This window comes from Porticoccus sp. GXU_MW_L64 (assembly GCF_052983295.1).
On the sequence record NZ_JBRKJK010000009.1, the window covers coordinates 75632 to 95627 of the forward strand.

General features: G+C 56.2%; 17 protein-coding genes. 3 read left to right on the plus strand and 14 right to left on the minus strand.

The features are described 5' to 3' along the window. Positions 1-200: 200 nt before the first annotated feature. The 12 genes from ACVBEJ_RS08975 to ccoN form a co-directional block, all read right to left on the minus strand. Positions 201-1520 (minus strand): DUF945 family protein, encoded by a 1320-nt coding sequence (locus tag ACVBEJ_RS08975; protein WP_447129291.1) that lies wholly within the window; start codon positions 1518-1520, stop codon positions 201-203. Positions 1521-1544: 24 nt separating this feature from the next. Beyond that, entirely contained in the window at positions 1545-1928 is a 384-nt protein-coding gene (gene gloA, locus ACVBEJ_RS08980; protein WP_447129292.1) for a lactoylglutathione lyase, read from the minus strand. A 66-nt stretch (positions 1929-1994) separates the two neighbouring features. Continuing rightward, positions 1995-2597 (minus strand): Yip1 family protein, encoded by a 603-nt coding sequence (locus ACVBEJ_RS08985; protein WP_447129293.1) that lies wholly within the window; start codon positions 2595-2597, stop codon positions 1995-1997. A 235-nt stretch (positions 2598-2832) separates the two neighbouring features. Then, positions 2833-3561 carry a sulfite exporter TauE/SafE family protein gene (locus ACVBEJ_RS08990; protein WP_447129294.1) on the minus strand — a complete coding sequence of 243 codons (729 nt, stop codon included), beginning with the start codon at positions 3559-3561 and terminating at the stop codon, positions 2833-2835. 146 nt (positions 3562-3707) lie between these two features. Next, a complete protein-coding gene (ccoS, locus tag ACVBEJ_RS08995; RefSeq protein ID WP_447129295.1) occupies positions 3708-3854 on the minus strand; it encodes a cbb3-type cytochrome oxidase assembly protein CcoS in 147 nt (48 codons plus the stop codon). Positions 3855-3974: 120 nt separating this feature from the next. Further along, the gene (locus ACVBEJ_RS09000) at positions 3975-6386 is read right to left on the minus strand and encodes a heavy metal translocating P-type ATPase (RefSeq protein WP_447129296.1); all 2412 of its coding nucleotides are present in this window, start codon (positions 6384-6386) and stop codon (positions 3975-3977) included. Positions 6387-6393: 7 nt separating this feature from the next. Then, complete coding sequence (locus ACVBEJ_RS09005) at positions 6394-6903, minus strand: FixH family protein (protein ID WP_447129297.1); 510 nt, start codon at positions 6901-6903, stop codon at positions 6394-6396. Between the two features lie 129 nt (positions 6904-7032). Then, on the minus strand, positions 7033-8448 hold the full coding sequence (gene ccoG / locus ACVBEJ_RS09010) for a cytochrome c oxidase accessory protein CcoG (RefSeq protein ID WP_447129298.1): 1416 nt from the start codon (positions 8446-8448) through the stop codon (positions 7033-7035). A 163-nt stretch (positions 8449-8611) separates the two neighbouring features. Then, complete coding sequence (gene ccoP / locus ACVBEJ_RS09015; protein ID WP_447129299.1) at positions 8612-9550, minus strand: cytochrome-c oxidase, cbb3-type subunit III; 939 nt, start codon at positions 9548-9550, stop codon at positions 8612-8614. Beyond that, positions 9547-9732 carry a cbb3-type cytochrome oxidase subunit 3 gene (locus tag ACVBEJ_RS09020; protein ID WP_447129300.1) on the minus strand — a complete coding sequence of 62 codons (186 nt, stop codon included), beginning with the start codon at positions 9730-9732 and terminating at the stop codon, positions 9547-9549. Before ACVBEJ_RS09020 ends, ccoP begins: the two co-directional genes overlap by 4 nt. 13 nt (positions 9733-9745) lie before the next feature. Next, positions 9746-10354 (minus strand): cytochrome-c oxidase, cbb3-type subunit II, encoded by a 609-nt coding sequence (ccoO, locus tag ACVBEJ_RS09025; protein WP_447129301.1) that lies wholly within the window; start codon positions 10352-10354, stop codon positions 9746-9748. A gap of 12 nt (positions 10355-10366) precedes the next feature. Next, the gene (gene ccoN, locus ACVBEJ_RS09030) at positions 10367-11848 is read right to left on the minus strand and encodes a cytochrome-c oxidase, cbb3-type subunit I (RefSeq protein ID WP_447129302.1); all 1482 of its coding nucleotides are present in this window, start codon (positions 11846-11848) and stop codon (positions 10367-10369) included. A gap of 963 nt (positions 11849-12811) precedes the next feature. Between ccoN and pyrC the strand changes: the two genes are divergently transcribed. Further along, positions 12812-13846 carry a dihydroorotase gene (gene pyrC, locus ACVBEJ_RS09035; protein WP_447129303.1) on the plus strand — a complete coding sequence of 345 codons (1035 nt, stop codon included), beginning with the start codon at positions 12812-12814 and terminating at the stop codon, positions 13844-13846. A 25-nt stretch (positions 13847-13871) separates the two neighbouring features. Then, a complete protein-coding gene (gene rnt / locus ACVBEJ_RS09040) occupies positions 13872-14492 on the plus strand; it encodes a ribonuclease T (protein WP_447129304.1) in 621 nt (206 codons plus the stop codon). Positions 14493-14495: 3 nt separating this feature from the next. Here the strand turns inward: rnt and ACVBEJ_RS09045 are convergent, their stop codons facing one another. Next, positions 14496-15467 (minus strand): FHA domain-containing protein, encoded by a 972-nt coding sequence (locus ACVBEJ_RS09045; RefSeq protein WP_447129305.1) that lies wholly within the window; start codon positions 15465-15467, stop codon positions 14496-14498. Then, positions 15458-16729: a S1C family serine protease gene (locus ACVBEJ_RS09050; protein ID WP_447129306.1), complete on the minus strand. Its 1272-nt coding sequence runs from the start codon at positions 16727-16729 to the stop codon at positions 15458-15460. The genes ACVBEJ_RS09045 and ACVBEJ_RS09050 overlap by 10 nt, the downstream gene beginning before the upstream one ends. Positions 16730-17142: 413 nt before the next feature. Between ACVBEJ_RS09050 and ACVBEJ_RS09055 the strand changes: the two genes are divergently transcribed. Beyond that, the gene (locus ACVBEJ_RS09055) at positions 17143-19446 is read left to right on the plus strand and encodes an NADP-dependent malic enzyme (RefSeq protein ID WP_447129307.1); all 2304 of its coding nucleotides are present in this window, start codon (positions 17143-17145) and stop codon (positions 19444-19446) included. Positions 19447-19996 lie beyond the last annotated feature (550 nt).

Sequence of the window (19996 nt, forward strand, 5' to 3'; positions counted from 1 at the left end):
ACCAGAAAGTACGATCAGCCCTTCGATTTTATTTTATCGACTCCATTGACGCAGGACTGAATACACTCCCGTCATTGCGAGGAGCGGAGCGACGCGGCAATCTCCTCACTCCTCTGCCACACCGGTCAAGATTGCCGCGGCCTGCGGCCTCGCAATGACGAATAAGGCAAAGGCTTCAAAATTTCCCGGACAGCTCAGCTTTAAAAAAGCGGCGGCAACGGCTGGCCATTGAGCGTGGCGGCGCCGTCTTTCATATCGAATTTTATCTGATAGCCAGTTTCGGTTTTTTGCATCATGGCCACCTGGGGGCCAAGCATGGCACCAAATTGCTGCATCAGGGCATCGCTGATTTCCAGATTCAGGTTGGCGGCCAGTTTTTGCAGCAGGGGTTGGGGGTTGAGCATAACGGTGGTAGTGTCCAGCCCTTCGGCATCCACAGCGATGCGCGCGTTGGCCGTCAGTGGCTCGCCGTTGAGTTTGAAGCTCAAATCCGGGATGGCAAACACCGGGGAATTTTCCAAAAACACGGGCATAACAGCGGTGCTGCCGCTTGCCAGTTGCAGTTGCATCAATTGCGGGTCGGCGGCATTGGCCATGGCATCTTTGTACAGCTGGCCGAATTGCTCGATGGCTTTCAGGCTGATTTTTTCAAAGGCCATATCCAGGTTGAAATCCTGCAATTGCACACCCTGTGCATTCAGGGTTTCCATGGCTACCGTCATGGTCATGCCCATGGAACCTTCCCCATCACTGTCCGCATTGGATACCAGCCTGGCGTTGCTGAACGATGCCATCGGTTCTCCATCGTCGCTGCTGCCCTGGTAAACTTTCATACCCGGTATCACAAATTCCTGGCTGCCCAGCTGCACCATCCAGTTGAGAATTTCCATATCGAAATTCATATGCATGGGTTCCAATACCACGGTAGAACCCTGGCCAGATATTTCCAGCTGGCCGATGGTGCCATTGCCGGTCATGGTATTGGCTTTCAAATCGAAGTCGCCGGTTATATTCATACCACCAAAAGCAATGCGTCCGTTGGCGTCACTGGCTTCAAAAGCCGGCACTTCTGATGTGTAGTGGCTGACACCCAGCAAATCGGTCACTTGATGGTAAGTCACCAGGGTATCCAGGCCGGCTTTTTCTCGAAACTCGCTGACGGCGGGCATATTGTCTTCGTTCAAAGTGCCTGTGGAAGACACCAGGCCAACACCTGTTTCGTCGCCCAGCAACAGCGGACCGTGGACGATGTTCATATCGAACAATAATGACAGGTCGCCGATACCACTGGTGCCGGGGGTACCCGCATACATCGTCTCGTCAATGCCAATGCGCAGCTGGGTAGTGGCGCTGAACCAGCCTTTGTCGTAATTCACCAACTCGGCGCTGTAGCCCGGTATGTCGTTGAGCTGCGCCACCTGTTGCTGCAAACCGTCTTTGGCGATGTTTGCGGTCAGTATGGGGCCGCCCAATACGGCAACCACAACCAGCAGCAAGACAATAACAAGCAGTTTTTTCATAATCCCTATTCCTTGATTAAAACGTTATTTTCCAGACAGCAATTCGATTTGATAACCATCCGGGTCTTCCACAAACGCCAGCACCGTAGTGCCGTGTTTCATCGGCCCCGCTTCCCGTACCACACGGCCACCCACGGCACGGATTTGTTCGCAGGCGGCGTACACATCGGGTACCGCAATGGCCAGGTGGCCGAAGCCGTTGCCCAGGTCGTAGCTGTCGGTATCCCAATTATGGGTCAGCTCCAGGGCGGTATTTTCCGACTCCGGGCCGTAGCCCAGAAACGCCAGGGTAAAACGACCCTCCGGGTAGTCTTTGCGGCGCAGCAAGGTCATGCCCAATACATCGGTGTAAAAGGCGATGGACTTTTCCAGGTCGCCAACCCGTAGCATGGTGTGAAGTAAACGCATGTTCCCCATAACCTATAAAAACGCGAAAGCCGGGCGAATGCCCGGCTCTGTCACTTTTATTACCAATTAACTGTCTACAAACACCGGCATGGCGCCCAGCTCCCAGAGGATGACTGTCGCCCCCAGAATAACCACCGCCAGCACCAGCACCATCATCATCACCGCGCTGGCAAACAGAAAGCCCCGCTCTTCCGGTACGTGTAACAACAGGGGAATGGCCACGTAAAGCTGATAGATCATGTAGCTACAGGCAGCGGTAGCGATAATGATATCGAGCCAGAAAATCGGATAGAAGCTAAATGCACCGGCAATAAACACCGGCGTCATGGCGTAGCCTACCAGTACGTAGTCTTTGATTTTGAAGGAATCACCCCGATAGGTACGGGACATCCAGTGGATGATATAACCCACACCCAACACCGAGCCCACAATCGCCGCATAGAACAGCACCGTCAGTGGCAGTGCGCTGGATTCGGTAATGCGGTACACCTTGTCGCCAATAATCGACCAACCCACCTGGGTGGTTCCATAGTAAAAACCCACTGCGGGAATCAGCGCCATGACAATAAAGTACGGCAGCTGGCGTTTCAGCGCCTCATCGGACAGGTGAGCAATTTTTTTCCACTCCTGGCGAGGGTTAAACAGCAGGCCCGGAATATGGTTGAACATAGGTCACTCCCAACAAACTCGATAGATTAGGATGGCTTTTCAGCACATCGCATTATGATAGTAGTTATTCGGTATTAAATCTCTAGCAAAGGAGAATAATAGCCCTACCTACAACGAGGTAATTATCCACCGGCAGTCAACATCAGCAGTTGACCAAAGTCAACTCGGGAATCACTTTCAGGCCTGAGGTTAACTTGGGCACTGGCGTTTTAACGGAGTGGTCGCACCTCTGACGCTATTCCCAAGGCAGGCAGTGCAAATCCCTTTCGCTGTGGTCCCCGGCCAGCACATGACCTGCGCCGGTCCAGAACACCCAAGCGGCGAATCCCAGCAACAGCAGCGCCATTACCGTGCGCAGGGCACGGTTTTGCAACAGGGCTCTGACCTGATCGGAGAATATGCCACCGGCCAGCATCGCCGGAATGGTCAACAACCCAAATATGGCCATGCCCAATGCCGACCCCGCCGGGTTGCCCGCCGTGGCTGCCAGGGCCAGGGCACTGTACACCAGGCCACAGGGCAACCAGCCCCACACCATGCCCAGCAGCAACGCCCGCCCCGATGTGCGCACCGGCATCAACTTGCGGCCCAACGGTTGCAACAAACGCCAAAAGCCCGAACCCAGCTTTTCCACGCGAATCAAACCGCGCCACCAGTCCGCCAGGTAAAACGCCATCATCACCAGCAACACCGCTGCCAGAGTGCGTAATATCACCATCAAATTGCCGTGCAACTGACCACTGAGCATACCCAGCAATCCCACAAGCCCACCGGCGATGCTGTAACTCACCATTCGGCCCAGGTTATAACTCAACAACACGGGCAACCTCTGGCCAAGAGAGGTGCGCTGCGGGTCCACCGCAAACCCCAGCGCCGCCGCAATACCGCCGCACATGCCCACACAGTGAGCGCCACTGGACACCCCCATCGCCACCAGGCCCGCCAAAACTGCTGTGTCAATCATTCAGGGCACCCTGGTTGCTGCGCGACCTTGCGATGACGTTTGGAGGGAGCCCGTCATTGCGAAGGAGCGAAGCGACTGCGGCAATCTCGAACAATCTGGCAAGGATGTCAGGAGATCGCCGCGCTTCGCTCGCGATGACGGAGCAGTTATTCGTCTTCATCGTCAAACAAAATCCGCTCTGCCTCGCCATCCAGGTCGTCGTACTGACCACTTTTGACCGCCCAGAAATAGACGCCGATGCCAATTAACAGTAGCAGGATGGAAATGGGAATTAATAAATACAGGCTGGCCATAGTTAGTTACCTCACCCGACTTGCCTGAGCAAGAGTGATTGCCTTTGCGTGACCGCTGCCAGCATGAATGCTGGCAACGAGCCTACATGGACGTATATACGGCGTGTCACGCAAAGGCAATCACTCTTGCGTCTTACGACTGGACAACCGCAGCGCATTCAACACCACCACCAATGAACTGGCGGACATACCGATGGCCGCCGCCCAGGGGGGCACCAAGCCCAATGCCGCCAATGGCAGCGCCAGCAGATTATACGCCAATGCCCAGCCCAGGTTTTGGCGGACCACCCGGTGAGTGAAACGGGCAAACGCCAGCGATTGCGGCAGCACGTTTATCTCACTGGACATCAAAATACTGTCCGCGTGAATGCGGGCAATATCCGCCGCATCCCCCATGGCCACGGATACATCCGCACCGCTCAGCACCGGCACATCATTGATGCCGTCACCCACCATCAACACCGGCTGCCGCTGGGCTTGCAACTGGCGCACATGGGCCAGTTTTTCTTCCGGGGAAATCCCCCCCTGCCAATGATCAATACCCAACTGAGACGCCAGCGCCGCCACCGCCACCGGGCGGTCGCCGCTGAGCAACTCCACCTGAACACCACTGGCCTGCAACTGGGCCACCGCACTCGCGGTATCCGGGCGCAATTGATCACGCAGCAGAATCCAGCCAAAAATTCTCGATTCACTGGCCAGCAACAGCCAGACTTCACCACCGGAGGGCGCCTCTGGCAATTCGTCGCTGCGCCCGAACAACTCGGTAATGTATTGCTCGCGGCCAATGGCGTAGCGCACGCCATCGACAATACCGCTGACCCCGGCACCGATGCGATTATCGATGGATGTGGCCAGCAAACCGCCACCGCAGTCATCAAAGGCACGGGCGATGGGATGGCGTGAGCCCGCCTCTAACGCGGCGGCAATAGCGAGTATTTTCTGCTCTGGTGCACCACTGCGGGACACCACTTTCACCACTTTCATTTCGCCGGTGGTGAGGGTGCCGGTTTTGTCGAACACCACTCGTTTGATTTTCAGCAACCCGTCCATCACATGACCCCGGCTCACCAGCAGGCCGCGCTGACGCAAACCCTGAGTAGCCACTGCCAGCGCCGTGGGAGTAGCCAGAGACAACGCACAGGGGCAGGTAACCACCAATACCGACAAGGTGATCCACAGGGCTTTTTCCGGAGCCTGCTGATACCAGTACCAGGCCACTGTTGCCGACACCAGCAACACAAAGCCGACAAAATAACCGGCCAGGCGATCCGCCAGCGCCAGCTGGCGGGGTTTTTCCAGTTGCGCGCGAGCCACCAATTGCAAAATCGCCGACAGGCGAGTGCGTTTGCCCACCGCCTGCACTTCGATCAGCAACGGGTTTTCGCTGTTCACGGTACCGGCACTCACGCTGTCGCCACGCCCCTTCTCTACCGGGCTCTGCTCGCCGGTGAGCACCGCTTCCACTACATTGCTGTGGCCATCCACCACCTGACCGTCGCAGGGGATGATGTCGCCGGGGGCCACTTTGACAAAGTCCTTGGGCTGCAAGGCTTTTACCGGCACCGACTGTTCACCGTCGCCATCCACCCGCCGGGCCACCGGCGGCAGCAACTGCCCCAGGCCCTCCATGCGCTGCTCGTTGCGGTGGCGCACCCGCATTTCCAGGTAGCGCCCCAGCAACAGGAAAAAGGTGAACATGGATACCGAGTCAAAATACACCTCGCCGGAACCACTGACTGTGGCCCAGACGCTGGCCAGGTAAGCGCCGCCAATGGCCACCGACACCGGCACATCCATCACCAAATGGAAGGCTTTTACACTGCGCCAGGCGGCCTGGAAAAATGGCGCCGCCGCAAACAGCACCACCGGCGTAGCCACCACCAGGCTGACCCAGCGCAGCAGTTGCTGCCATTGTTGTTCGATACCATCAAACGCGCCCGCGTACAGGGCAATGGCCAACATGCCCGCCTGCATCATGCCGATGCCCGCCACCCCAAGGCGTTGCAGGGCACGGCTGTTTTCCCGCTTGCGGCTGTCGCGTATTTCTTCGTCCCCTGCCGGGCGTGCCCGATAGCCAATTTCCAGCAATGCGCCGAGCAATCGACTGAGCGGCACTTGATTGTTGTCCCAGGACAACCAGCAGCGATGGGTGGTGACATTAACCCGCACTGCCGTGGTGCCCTGAATACGCTTCAAATGGTGTTCAATCAGCCAGGAACAGGCGGCACAGGTAATGCCTTCGACCAACAATTCCACCTGTAGCTGGCCATTGTCCAGGGTGTGGACAAACTCCTCCTGAACTTCCGCCAGATCGTAGGCGGCAAAGCGCTGCTCGTCGCTGTCTTCCGGGCGGGTTTGTTGCTGGGAGCGGTATTTGTAGAAATTGCTGAGACCACCATCGACAATGGCGGTGGCCACCGCCTGACAGCCGGGGCAGCACATGGGCTGCTCAATGCCTTCGATGGTCACCGGAAAATTCACATCTGGCGGCACATCCAGGCCGCAGTGGTAGCAGCTAGTGGTCACCATTCAAAGGTCACCGGGTTTCGGCGGCAAGTATGGTTCCCTGGCTGCGCTCAAAGTCGATCTCACCATTAAGACGCCAGGGCGCATCATCGCCAGCAGGCAGCAGGCGCAGCAGGTAACGGTGCTTCAAGCGTTGATCCAGCTCACCCCGGTAACTGCCCTGCCCCCGTTGTTCAAGCACAATATCCCGGTCGTTGTCCGCTTCCATGGGGTGCATCAGCTTCAGGCGCAGACTCTCTGGCTGAACCTCGCCAGACAGGGTGACGCTTACCAGGCCACCATCCAGGTTAAAACTCACTTCCGCCAGCATGTGCAGTTCGCTGGCGCGGGTATCCTGCTCCAGGCGCTGATTGATGGCCTTGCCGTCTTTGTAGTAGTTGTCCACCACCATGTCGTCGGCACTGTGCAGGGCCAGACGCACCGTAAGAATAGCGGCCACCACCACAATGGCGGGCAGGCCGATAATCAGCCAGGGCCAGAATTGTTGGTACCAGGGTTTGCTGTCGATGGTTTTTTGCATGATGTGTACTGTTTAGTAAGATTTACCGTCATTGCGAGGAGCGAAGCGACGCGGCAATCTCCATACATCACTGCCACACTGGAAAAGATCGCCGCGCTACGCTCGCGATGACAGGTGTATTCAGAAAAGCTACCGCGGCCCGAGAAAACGACTGTCCTGGGTATCTGTTATCTGGGGGTCGTCAATGGCTTCGATGGTAAACGCCACATCCGCGTTAGGCACTCGCAGGGCCAGCGGATCGAGGCGCAATTTTACCAGCGTGTGATGCACCTCGCCCTCTTTAACGGTAATTTCACGGTGGCCCTTGAAATCAAAGTCGTAGTCGCCGGTCACCACAATGCGGTAGGTGCGGTCCTGTGTGTCCATGTTGTTGATTTTCAGGGTGTAGGCGTTTTCCAGCTGGCCGTCATTGGTAAAGCGGAACATGGCATTGCGGTCGCGCTGCACGTTGATTTCCACCGGTATACGGGTGGCCATGGTGTACACAAAGGCAGTGGCCATGATCAAAACACCGGCAATATAGCCCAGCAGTTTGGGCCGCCAGATGCGTACTTTTTTCTCTTGCAGGGCGGTTTCCGTGGTAAAGCGGATCAGCCCGCGGGGATACTCCATCTTGTCCATGATTGCGTCGCAGGCATCCACGCAGTAACCGCAGTTGATGCACTCGTATTGCAGGCCATCGCGAATATCGATACCCACCGGGCACACCTGTACACAGAGGGTGCAGTCCACACAATCGCCAAGCCCTTCGGCTTTGTAGTCGGCGCCCTTTTTACGTGGCCCACGGCCTTCACCGCGCTTGCTGTCGTAGGACACCAACAGGGTGTTTTCGTCGTACATGGAGCTTTGAAAGCGGGAGTACGGGCACATGTATTTGCACACCTGCTCGCGCATAAAGCCGGCGTTTAGGTAGGTGGCACCGGCAAAAAACAGAGTCCAGAACACCGGTTGAAATTCGGAACTGAAGGTAAATAAATCAACAGTCAGTTCGCGAATGGGGTTGAAGTACCCCACAAAGGTCAGCCCGGTGGCAAACGCGATGGCAACCCAGATGGCCTGGGTACCGCCCTTGCGCAGCAGTTTGTCCATGTTCCAGGGGGCGCGATCCAGTTTGATGCGTTTCAGGCGGTCGCCCTGACAAAGATTTTCCGCCCACATAAACATCAGCGTCCACACGGTCTGCGGGCAGGTAAAGCCGCACCACACGCGCCCTACCGCCACGGTCACCGCAAACAGCGAAAAGGCGGCAATAATCAACAGCCAGGCCAGCAGCATAAAATCCTGCGGCCAGAACACCCAGTGAAACACGTAGAATTTGCGCTCGATCAGGTCGAACCAGACAATCTGGCGGCCGTCGAACTGTATCCAGGGCAACAGGAAATAAGCACCCAGCAGCGGCAGCCAACTCCAGCGTTGCAGGTTGGAAAAGAAGCCTTTTATCTTGCGGGTATAAACCTTTTCTGCACTCTGGTAGAGGTTGACAATTTTGACAACCTCTTCTTCCTGGCGCTGCTCTACATGAGTTGGCTTATGTGGCTCGGTCATTAGATATCCCTGACTGCAAAAGTGTCCTAAAGAGGACAAGGGGATTGCACTCTACAAAAAAACAGGCCACAGAAAAACCATCAATTATTTGAGGGTATTCTGTAGCCTGTAAGGGCGAAGCCCGTCTGTCAGCAGACGAAGTCTGCGCCCTGTCGACTATCTTCTAATCGTCCGCAGTCAGGCTGAATACATAGGCTGTCAGCAGGCGAATTTTTTCCGGGCGCAGCAGGTCTTGCTGGGCGGGCATAATACCCATACGGCCACTGCGCACAGAGTGGCGCACGCTCAACCGCAACGGGTAGCGGTGATCGCGGTACACCCAGATGTTGTCGGTCAGGTTGGGCGCACCCAGTGCCTGCATGCCTTTACCTTCCGGGCCGTGGCAAGTGGCGCAGGTGGCGTCGTATACCGCCTTGCCCGCCGCCGCCTGTTCAGCGTCGTGGTCTTCACCGCTGAGGCTGAGAACGTATTCAGACACGTTGACTACACCGTCTTCACCAATCACATCCCCCCAGGGAGGCATAGCGCCCTGGCGACCGTGGGCGATGGTGGCCTGAATGGTGTCGGGCTCGCCGCCAAACAGCCAGTCATTGTCCGCCAGGTTGGGGAAGCCGTGACTGCCGTTGGCATCGATGCCGTGGCAGATGGCGCAGTTGTCGGCAAACAGGCGCTGGCCCATTTTCAAGGCCACCGGATCGCGGATCAGATCGGTGATGGAGGTCTCCGCAAACTGGGCGTAGATGGGGCCGTATTTTTCTTCCGCCGCATCCATTTCACGCTGCCACTGGTTTTCCTGTGTCCAGGGTTTGCCGTCTTCGGAAAAGTACTTGGCCACCCCTTCAAAGTTGCCCATACCGGGAAACCAGATCAGATAGATCACACTGAAAATCACCGACAGCAGGAAGCTCCAGAACCACCAGGCCGGCAGCGGGTTGTCGTATTCCTCAATACCGTCGTAAACGTGGCCGGTGGTAGGGGCTTTACCCGAACGGGCCTGGTCGTCACTGAGTTCCACATTGCGGTTGGCCAGCAACAGCCAGGTACAACCGCCGAGAACGATAATGGTGATAACCGAAATCCAGATACTCCAGAAGGTGCTCATTGTTGGTCTTGCCTCTTCTTGTCGCCAGGTTGGTGGCTGCTCAGTTCGCCCTCTTCAAAGGGCAGTTGAGCGGCTTCCTCAAAATCTTGCTTTTTGTGTTTACTGAAGGCCCACCAGACAATGCCGCCGAAGGCGATCATTGCCAGAATGGTACCTATGCCTTGCAGGGTGCCTTGGTCCACGTAACTCTCCGCTTTAACGCTTCTGCTTGAGCAGGGTGCCAAGCTGTTGCAGGTAGGCAACCATGGCGTCGATTTCAGATTTGCCTTTTACCGCATCACCTGCACCGGCAATGTCTTCATCGGTATAGGGCACACCCACGGACCGCAGGGCTTCCATCTTCTTACCGGTGAGTTTGCCGTCCAGCACGTTATCGAACAGCCAGGGGAATTCCGGCATATTGGATTCCGGCACCACATCCCGGGGGTTGTACAGGTGGGCGCGATGCCACTCGTCACTGTAACGGCCACCCACTCGCGCCAGATCTGGCCCGGTGCGCTTGGAGCCCCACAGGAACGGGTGCTCGTACACGTGCTCACCGGCTACCGAGTAGTGACCGTAACGCTCGGTTTCGGCGCGGAACGGGCGAATCATCTGAGTGTGGCACACATGGCAACCCTCGCGGATGTAAATATCGCGCCCTTCCAGAGCCAGCGCCGGCAAGGGCTTGAGGCCTTCCACCGGCTGAGTGGTTTCATCGGCAAAGAACAGGGGCAGAATCTGCGCCAGGCCGCCAAAGCTCACCGCCACCAGAATCAGTACCACCATCAAGCCAATATTTTTTTCTACAATTTCGTGTTTCACCGTTCTTCCCCCTTAAACCGCTTGGCTCTGTGCAGGCACAACATCGCCTGAGGCCGCTTCGCCAGACTCCTTGTCGGAGACAGTGCGATACAGGTTGTAAACCATCAGCAACATACCCGCCAGGAACAACACACCACCCAGCAGACGCACCACATAACCGGGATAACTGGCCTCTACCGAGTCCACAAAGCGGTAAAGCAGGGTGCCGTCTTCGTTAAAGGCGCGCCACATCAGGCCTTGCATCAGACCGTTTACCCACATGGAGGCGATGTACAGCACGGTGCCAACAGTGGCCAGCCAGAAGTGGGCGTGAATCAGTTGCACGCTGAACATTTGCTTGCGATTGGAAAGCACCGGAATCAGGTGGTAAACCGCACCAATGGAGATCATCGCCACCCAACCCAGGGCGCCGGAGTGCACGTGGCCCACGGTCCAGTCGGTGTAGTGAGACATGGCGTTCACAGACTTGATGGCCATCATCGGGCCTTCAAAAGTGGACATGGCGTAGAACGACAGGGACACCACCAGGAAGCGCAGAGTGGGGTCGGTGCGCAGCTTGGTCCAGGCACCGGACAAGGTCATGATGCCGTTGATCATGCCGCCCCAGGACGGTGCCCACAGCACCAGAGACATCAGCATGCCCAGGGTTTGGGTCCAGTCCGGCAGTGCGGTGTAGTGCAGGTGGTGCGGGCCAGCCCATATATAAAGAGCAATCAGCGCCCAGAAGTGCACAATGGACAGGCGATAGGAGTACACCGGACGCTCTGCCTGCTTGGGTACAAAGTAGTACATCATGCCCAGGAAGCCAGCAGTGAGGAAAAAGCCCACCGCGTTGTGGCCGTACCACCATTGAATCATGGCGTCGATGGCACCGGCGTAGGCGGAGTAGGACTTCCACATGCTCACCGGCACTTCGGCACTGTTCACCACATGCAGCATGGCCACGGCGATAATAAAGCCGCCGTAGAACCAGTTGGCTACGTAGATATGCTTGATGGTGCGCTTCATGATGGTGCCGAAGAACACGTAGGCGTACACCAGCCAGACGATGGTGATGGCAATATCAATGGGCCATTCCAGCTCGGCGTATTCCTTGGCACTGGTAAAGCCCAGTGGCAAAGTGATGGCCGCTGCCAGAATAACCAGCTGCCAGCCCCAGAAAGTAAACCAGGCGGCGCCGTTGGAAATCAGGCGGGTGCGGCAAGTGCGCTGCACAACATGGTACGAAGTGGCAAACAGGGCACAGCCACCAAACGCAAAAATCACCGCATTGGTGTGCAGTGGGCGCAGGCGGCCAAAGTGGGTGTAAGGTTGCAGCAGGTTGTTGAGGTCTGGCCATACCAGTTGAGCCGCCAGCAGCACCCCTACCGCCATACCGACAACACCCCAAACCACCGTCATGATGGCGAAAGCCTTGACCACACCAGTGTAGTACTGGCCGCTGGCTTCGCTGTCCTGTACCGGCTGTTCACCGGCAGTCGCAACATTGCTCATCAGATTACCTATGGTTGTAATTACAATTTGAATTCAAAAATCAGGCTAGGGCCTGTTAACACTAATTGAGTCATCACTGCTGGGAGCCATTTTTTCGCCCAGCAAGGCAGAAGGAGTGCTGTGTAGTCATTCTACATGAGCGACTGATAACGCAGCTGGGCGGAAAAATGGCCCCAGCCCTTCGGGTTGCGGCTAAAAAAGCGCCACTCGGTGTTGCTCGTCGTTCATTTGGAATGACCAAACCGCTCTCCTCGCGCCTTGATTGGCGCTTTTTTAGTCACAACAGTGACGACTCAATTAGTGTTAGCAGGCCCTAGGACAACTGGCTGTTTGCACTTGCCTCTCAACCAGTGTAACTGCCCACAGCGGCGCAGCTATTATCACTTTGGGGGTATGGCACGGCGTTGACACACATCAAGTGCACACCTCACCGCTTTTGATTGCCCCCGAAATTATTTCTGTTTTGCCCCCCCCGATTGACGGGCGCGCTATTCTACCTCCACTGGGGGGAATTTCACAGTTCGGAGACAGTCACTATAAAAGCAGTCAGAAATTGATCGATGCCTATAACCTGGAGCCGTGAAGTTCAGCGTGGTGGCAACCCGGAACCCGGCTGGCTATATCCAGACACGCTGTACATACATCCCTGTAAGCTCGGGTGCGGCATCCCTGCCGCTTACGGTCTGGATATAGCCAGCCGGGTTCCGGATTTTCATATCAAGCACAGGCGTGTTAAACAAGAATCTTGCCCCCCCCACTTTCACGGGGTTGGGCGGTGTGGTTTCCAGGCCGTTGGTCGCAGGGATAGTGGCCAAAGAGCGCACAGGGAAGTGTTTACAGCGTGCCTGTAAACCACACCGTCCAATCCCGCCACCACGCACCCAAAAACGACAAACCTATAAAACCCCCCTGCTTTCCGGTAGCATTCGCCACCTGACATTACTGCCCCACTGGAAAGCCCACATGCAAACCCTGACCATCACCCGCCCCGACGATTGGCACCTGCACCTGCGCGATGGCGAGGCACTGACCACCACCGTGCCCGACGCCACCCGCTGTTTTAATCGGGGAATTGTGATGCCCAATCTGGTGCCACCGGTCACCAACCTGGAGCGAGCCGCCGCCTACCGCGACCGCATTCTGGCCCAGGTTCCCCAGGGCAGTGACTGGCAACCGCTGATGGTGCTGTACCTCACCGACAACACCAGCAAAGCAGATATTGAAGCCATCGCCGCCAGCGGTTTTGTGAAAGCGGTGAAGTACTACCCTGCCGGCGCCACCACCAATTCCGATTCCGGGGTCACCGATCTGAGCAAAACCCACGACGCCCTGGAAGCCATGGAAAAAGCCGGGATTCCGCTGCTGCTACACGGTGAAGTGACGGATTCGGATATCGACATTTTTGATCGCGAGGCGGTATTTATCGACCGTCATCTGGTTAGCCTGCGCCAGCGCTTTCCGGGGTTAAAGACGGTTCTGGAACACATCACCACCCGGCAAGGTGCCGAGTTTGTGGCCGAGGGCGACGACAATCTCGCCGCCACCATTACCCCGCAACACCTGCTGTACAACCGCAACCACATGCTGGTGGGGGGCATTCGCCCGCACTTGTACTGCCTGCCCATTCTCAAGCGGGACATTCACCAGCAGGCATTGATTGCCGCCGCCACCAGTGGCAGCAAGCGGTTTTTCCTGGGCACCGATTCAGCGCCGCACAGCAAAAACATCAAGGAAAACGCCTGTGGCTGCGCCGGTTGTTACAGCAACCACGCCGCCATTGAACTGTACGCCGAGGCCTTTGAACAGGCTGGCGCGCTGGACAAACTGGAAGGTTTTGCCAGCCACCACGGGGCGGACTTTTACGGCCTGCCCCGCAACCGGGAAACCATTACCCTGGTGCGCGAGCCCTGGCAAATACCGGACAGTGCCCCCCTGGGCAGCGACACACTGGTGCCCCTGGCCGCTGGTGAAACCTTGCAGTGGAAACTGCAACCGTGAGCGCAATAACCATGGGCAGGTTTTGATGGATCAGTACACCCCGTTGTCAGAGCGCTTTCGCGGCTTCCTTCCTGTGGTGATGGATTTGGAAACCGGCGGTTTCGACAAAGACCGCGACGCGTTACTGGAAATTGCCGCCGTTACCCTGGCTGTGGACGAAGACGGCTGGCTATTGCCGGACGAAACCCTGTGCTGCGCCATTGAACCCTTCGCCGGAGCCAATATCGAAGCCGCTGCCCTGGAAATCACCGGCATCGACCCCAACGACCCAGGCCGCAACGCTCTGGCGGAGTGCGAAGGCCTCAGCCAGATATTCCAGAAAGTCCGCAAAGCGGTGAAATCCCACAACTGCAAGCGGGCGGTTATGGTGGCCCACAACGCCCACTTTGACCTGGGCTTTGTCAATGCGGCGGTGGAGCGCTGCAACATCAAGCGCAACCCGTTTCACCCCTTTACCTGCTTTGATACCGCCACTCTGGGAGGCCTGGCCTACGGCCAAACCGTACTGGCCAAAGCCTGCGAAGCCGCCAACATCGACTTCAGCAGCCGCGAAGCACATTCGGCCGCCTACGATGCCGAGCGCACTGCCGAACTGTTCTGCGGCATCGTCAATCGCTGGCGGGAACTGGGCGGCTGGTTGATATAAGGCCTAATCCACAGGCTTTTCAGCCAAGCGATCTGCCTGCTCGAATAACGCATCCAACTGCTGCACTAACTGGCCTTCATCCACCGGGCGGGCGAATTGGGCTATGGGCGGTTCCAGGCCGCCCTGGTAGTCCGGTCTCATATTGAAGTAAGTAAAATCCAGGCTGCGCAGGCTGATCAGCAGAGGCACGGCAATAAACACAACCCCAATACCAAGGGCAGCGCTGTGGCGTTTCCAGCTTCTTAAATTGGTGGCCAGGCTGAGGCTGGCCCAACACACCAGCGACAACAGCACAAATTCCGACACATGGGAAACCACTGTGTACAAAAAATTGCTGCCTGCGTTAAAGCTCCATATGGTCGCCAGGCGCAGTGCCAACACAAGGGTGACGGAAAACAAGGCCCACAATCCAAGGTGTGTAAAGTAGCGCCCCGGGTTGTGGGTAATACGGCTGATCACCACCCAGATAATGGGTATCAGCGCCAGGGCCAGTAATTCTTCGACGCTTTTACTCAGCAGCGTCATGGGTTTTAGCGACTCATCGGCCTGTAACCATTGCTGCAAAACAACGGGAACCAGGGCCAACAGCATCAGTAGCGGCCACACAAAGGGCCGCCCCAACACGCTCACATATTTATCAAAACCAATATAGCGAACGGTTGGCGCAACCGGATGAGCCTCGCCATAAATATGTAAAAACACATTGCCCAGCTGCAACCGATCACCGGAATTAAGCTGATCGCCGGACAGTTTGCGCTTACCCGAGCGCAGCTGTACGCCGTTAACACTGCCCAGGTCGTTCACTTGCCAGCCCTGTTCCAGGGCCACCAGCTTGAGATGGTGGGGACATACATAGTGATCATCGACAACCACATCGTTGTCATAGGCACGACCAATGGATACGCAGGTACTGTCTACTCTGCGACGTTCTATCAGCTGGCCGTTACGACGTCTGATTTCAATGATTACCGCCATGCCGCCACCTCCACAAAACGCGCCATAAACTTCTGAACACTTTCCCGACTGACCCCCGTCAACGAAAAGTGGCGGATAAAGGCTTTGTGATTGTGGTGCAGGGAGCCACCCACAAAAAAGGCGTCGTAAAGGCCTTTGTAATCCCGGTAAGCTCGCACGCACAGCACGGCTTTTTCGGGTTTGTCGGATTGCTGTTTGGCAACAAACAGTTCTTCACAGGCATACTCACTGACATCGTCTTTGCCAGCCACATTATCGGAAACAAAATTGGCCAGCAGGTTTTCGTAGCGCCGGTAAAACTGCCACGGGTTCAGTTTATCCGCCTGCAGCCAGAAAAACTGATAATTGACTGTGCCCGTAGTAAAGCCGGGATTCAGGTAGATGTGCTCACTGCCCTGGCAGGTACTCATAACCCGCTGAAATTTTTTGTCTTTATCCGTGGAGTTGCCCCAGCACTTCACATAGGGGCGCATCTCCGCAAGCGCACTGGCTTCGCCAATGGTTTCGGTGGGCCAGTCTTTGGCCACTATGCCGTCAATCAAGTTTTTTTGATTGTCGTACAACTGTTGGCCGATATAGGCTTTGAAATCCGCAATCCGTTGGGCCCGTTCGCCATACCCCGTCAACAGCGACCGCAACACATCCACCGGCACCAAAAAGCTGATCTGATTGCCCCCGGTGGACACGTTAATGCCCACCACTTCCCCTGCCCCATTCAATACCGGGCCACCGCTCATGCCGGGATTGATGGAGCCGGTAAAATGGATGCGCCGATAGTAGCTGGCATCATTCACATTGTTGTAGGTGCCGGGCACCACAGTAAAGCCAATATCGTGGGGGTTGCCAATGGCGTAGATGGTCTCTCCCTGCTGCGGCTTTTGCTCAGCCAGGCCCAGTGGCGACATAACCAGTTGGTCACTTTTCAACAGGGCGAGATCGTTGATGACATTGATATCCAGCAGCTCCAGAGGCCCCACATTGCCCTCGGCGTCAAGATATTCGATGCGGTATTTATCCGGGTGGGAAATGGCAGATTCGATCACATGGTAGTTGGTGGCGATTACCCCCTGACCGGTCACCAGAAAACCACTGCCCAGTGAGGTTTTTTTATCCGCCGCCAGATCAATCAGGCGTATTTGATAAATATGGTGTTGGTGATCACTGAACAACTGTGCTGCGCTGCTTTCCACACTGTGGCTATACTGACCAAGCGATATCAGCAGCCCTATGGCCACCAATAACTTTGCTGCGATACTGCTCACGTACACTCCTTATAATTCAGACAGTTAGCGAGCAGCTGAGTGTAGCAGCTGGCGCATTTAAAATACCAGAGCAACCACCTACTGCGGCAAGGGCACCTCATATAATTCAGTACAACTTCGACTACTTTTGTAGGGCGGATTAGCTGCGCAGCAGCGTAATCCGCCAATGCAGGCAGCAGCAGAACCTGAATAAAAACGCCCGTTGATTGGTGGATTACGCCTTCGGCTAATCCACCCTACAAGGTTGGCGTATTAAAAACATCAGAACAGCCAACCATTGCATTACCGGGCTGGAAAGGTCATAACTGAAAGCTATCCTTTTAGTGGGATTCACAACGACTGCCACTAAACTACAATGCCATTTAGTGACACAATGTGCCGCCACAGCAAACAACACAAAATTCGGAAAGGCCATGCCAGATAACAAAGACTCTCTCAAAGACAGTGCCATGCACTACCACACCCACCCGGTAGCGGGAAAAATGGAAATTCAGCCCACCAAATCCCTGGCCAACAAACGGGATCTGTCGCTGGCCTACTCCCCCGGCGTAGCCTATGCCTGTGAAGCCATTGTCGAAGACCCCAACTACGCCGCCAAAGTCACCTCCCGGGGCAACCTGGTGGCGGTAGTCAGTAATGGCACGGCGGTACTGGGCCTGGGCAATATCGGCCCACTGGCCTCCAAGCCGGTGATGGAGGGCAAGGCGGTACTGTTCAAAAAATTCGCCAATATCGATGTGTTCGATATCGAAGTGGACGAAACCGATGTGGACAAACTGGTGGACACCATCGCCGCCCTGGAGCCCACGTTTGGCGGCATCAACCTGGAAGACATCAAAGCCCCGGAATGTTTTTTGATCGAGCGCCAACTGCGCGAACGCATGAATATTCCGGTGTTTCACGACGACCAACACGGCACCGCTATTGTCGCCGCCTCTGCTGTCTACAACGGCCTGCGCATCGTCGACAAGAAAATTGAAGACATCAAACTGGTGGTGTCCGGTTCCGGCGCCGCCAGTATCGCCTGTGTGGAATTGCTGATCAGCATGGGCCTGAGCCGGGACAACCTGTTGCTGGTAGACCGCGCTGGCGTGGTGTACGAAGGCCGCCAGGACAACATGAACCCATGGAAGCAAAAACTCGCCGCCACCACTGAGGCCCGCACCCTGGCAGACGCCATGGTGGACTGCGACGTCTTTATGGGGCTGTCCGGCCCCGGCGTACTGAAACAGGACATGGTAAAAACCATGGCCCGCGACCCGCTGATTCTGGCCATGGCCAACCCCAACCCGGAAATTCTGCCGGAAGACGCCAAAGCGGTGCGCCCGGACGCCATTCTCGCCACCGGCCGCTCCGACTACCCCAACCAGGTGAATAACGTTCTGTGCTTCCCGTTTATTTTCCGCGGCGCGCTGGACTGCGGCGCCAGCACCATTAACGAAGAAATGAAAATGGCCTGCGTACGCGCCATCGCAGACCTGGCCATGAAAGAGGCCACCGACGTAGTGGCGGAAGCCTACGCCGGGGAAGACCTCAAGTTTGGCCCCGACTACCTGATTCCCAAACCCTTCGACCCGCGCTTGGTGGAAGAACTGCCCGTGGCCGTGGTGCAAGCGGCCATGGACAGTGGCGTGGCCACCCGCCCCATCGAAGATCTGGACGCCTACAAGAAATCCCTGCACGAATTTGTCAACCGCGCCGGACTGTTTATGGAGCCGGTAATCCAGGCCGCCAAACGCGGCCCTAAACGCCGCCTGGTGTACGCCGAAGGGGAAAACGACGATGTACTGCTGGCAGTACAGGCGGTGGTGGACGAAGGCGTGGCCCGCCCCATTATTCTCGGCCGCCCGAACGTGATTGAGCAAAAAATTCAACGCCTCAGCCTGCGCCTGCAGCCGGGGGAAGACATCGACATTTTCAACCCCAAAGACGCCGACAAAGACGACCGCTACTGGCAGCACTACCACAAAGTCGCTGGCCGCAGCGGTGTGCCGGTGGAAGCGGCCCAATCCCTGATGACCACCAACAGCACCGCATTGGCGGCAGTCATGGTGTCGCTGGGGGAAGCCCACGGCATGATCTGCGGCAAAGTGGGCCGCTTCCTCAGTCACCTGCGCGACATCTATCAGGTACTGGGCACCAAAGAGCCGGGCCAGCATATATCGTCGGTACAGGCGCTGCTGTTGCCATCCGGCCCCATCTTTATGACCGACTCCTTCCTCACCGTAGACCCTACGGTGGATGAAATTGTCGCCAAAACCAAAGCGGGCATCGAATTCGTACAGCAGTTTGGCATCAAGCCCAAAGTGGCACTGCTGTCCCACTCCAACTTTGGCACCTCCAACGCCCCTTCCGCCAAGAAAATGCGCAAGGCGGCGGCCATATTGCGGGAACAGTATCCGGATATTGAACTGGACGGCGAAATGCACGCACTCAGTGCATTAAACGTCCACAATCGCGAGATTTCTTACTCCGAATCCAACCTTGGCGGCCAGGCCAACTTGCTGGTTATGCCCAGTTTAGATGCGGCCAATATCGCTCTGGGCCTGATACGCTCTTTCACCGATGCCCTGCTGATTGGCCCCTTCCTTACAGGCATCAAGAAGCCAGCGCATATCGTGATTCCTTCCGTTACTTCAAGAGGTATCTTTAACATGACTGCGCTGACGGCGGTGGATATAGAGCATTATTGCAAGGACAATGTTTGCGAGATTTGACGTTTGACGTGAATGAGTCGGCCGAAGGGCCGACTCATTCTTTTCCATGCCCGAGTAAACATCAGCATACTCGCCAGAATCACTCCGAAGTTTAACTTCACCGTCATTCCCGCGAAGGCGGGAATCCATCTAATTCGCTACATCTACACCCATGGATCCCCGCCTGCGCGGGGATGACGAACGTCTGATAACAACCAATGACGCTTTACTCTCTTTAACAGATTACGTTATCCGCCGCCTAAAGGCGGGAGGTTTACGGATCCCCTATCGGGGACTCTAAATCGCAGACATATCAGCCTCAATATTGTCACTTTTTGAAAAAATTAAATTTTGATTGCCCTGGTGTTGCAGGGAGGGGTGGCTGGATTGCATATTAAACTGGCCGAATACAACCTCTGCACAGTTTATTTTTTTTGTAATTCTTTACAGTCTCGTTAACTTCAGAAGAAACCTGACGCTGTCCGGTGCTGTACTATTAACCCGGCAATATAAAAGGTGTACGGCTCCCACCTACGGAGTTTGAAAGGTTACGCTGAAAACGGCTTTAACT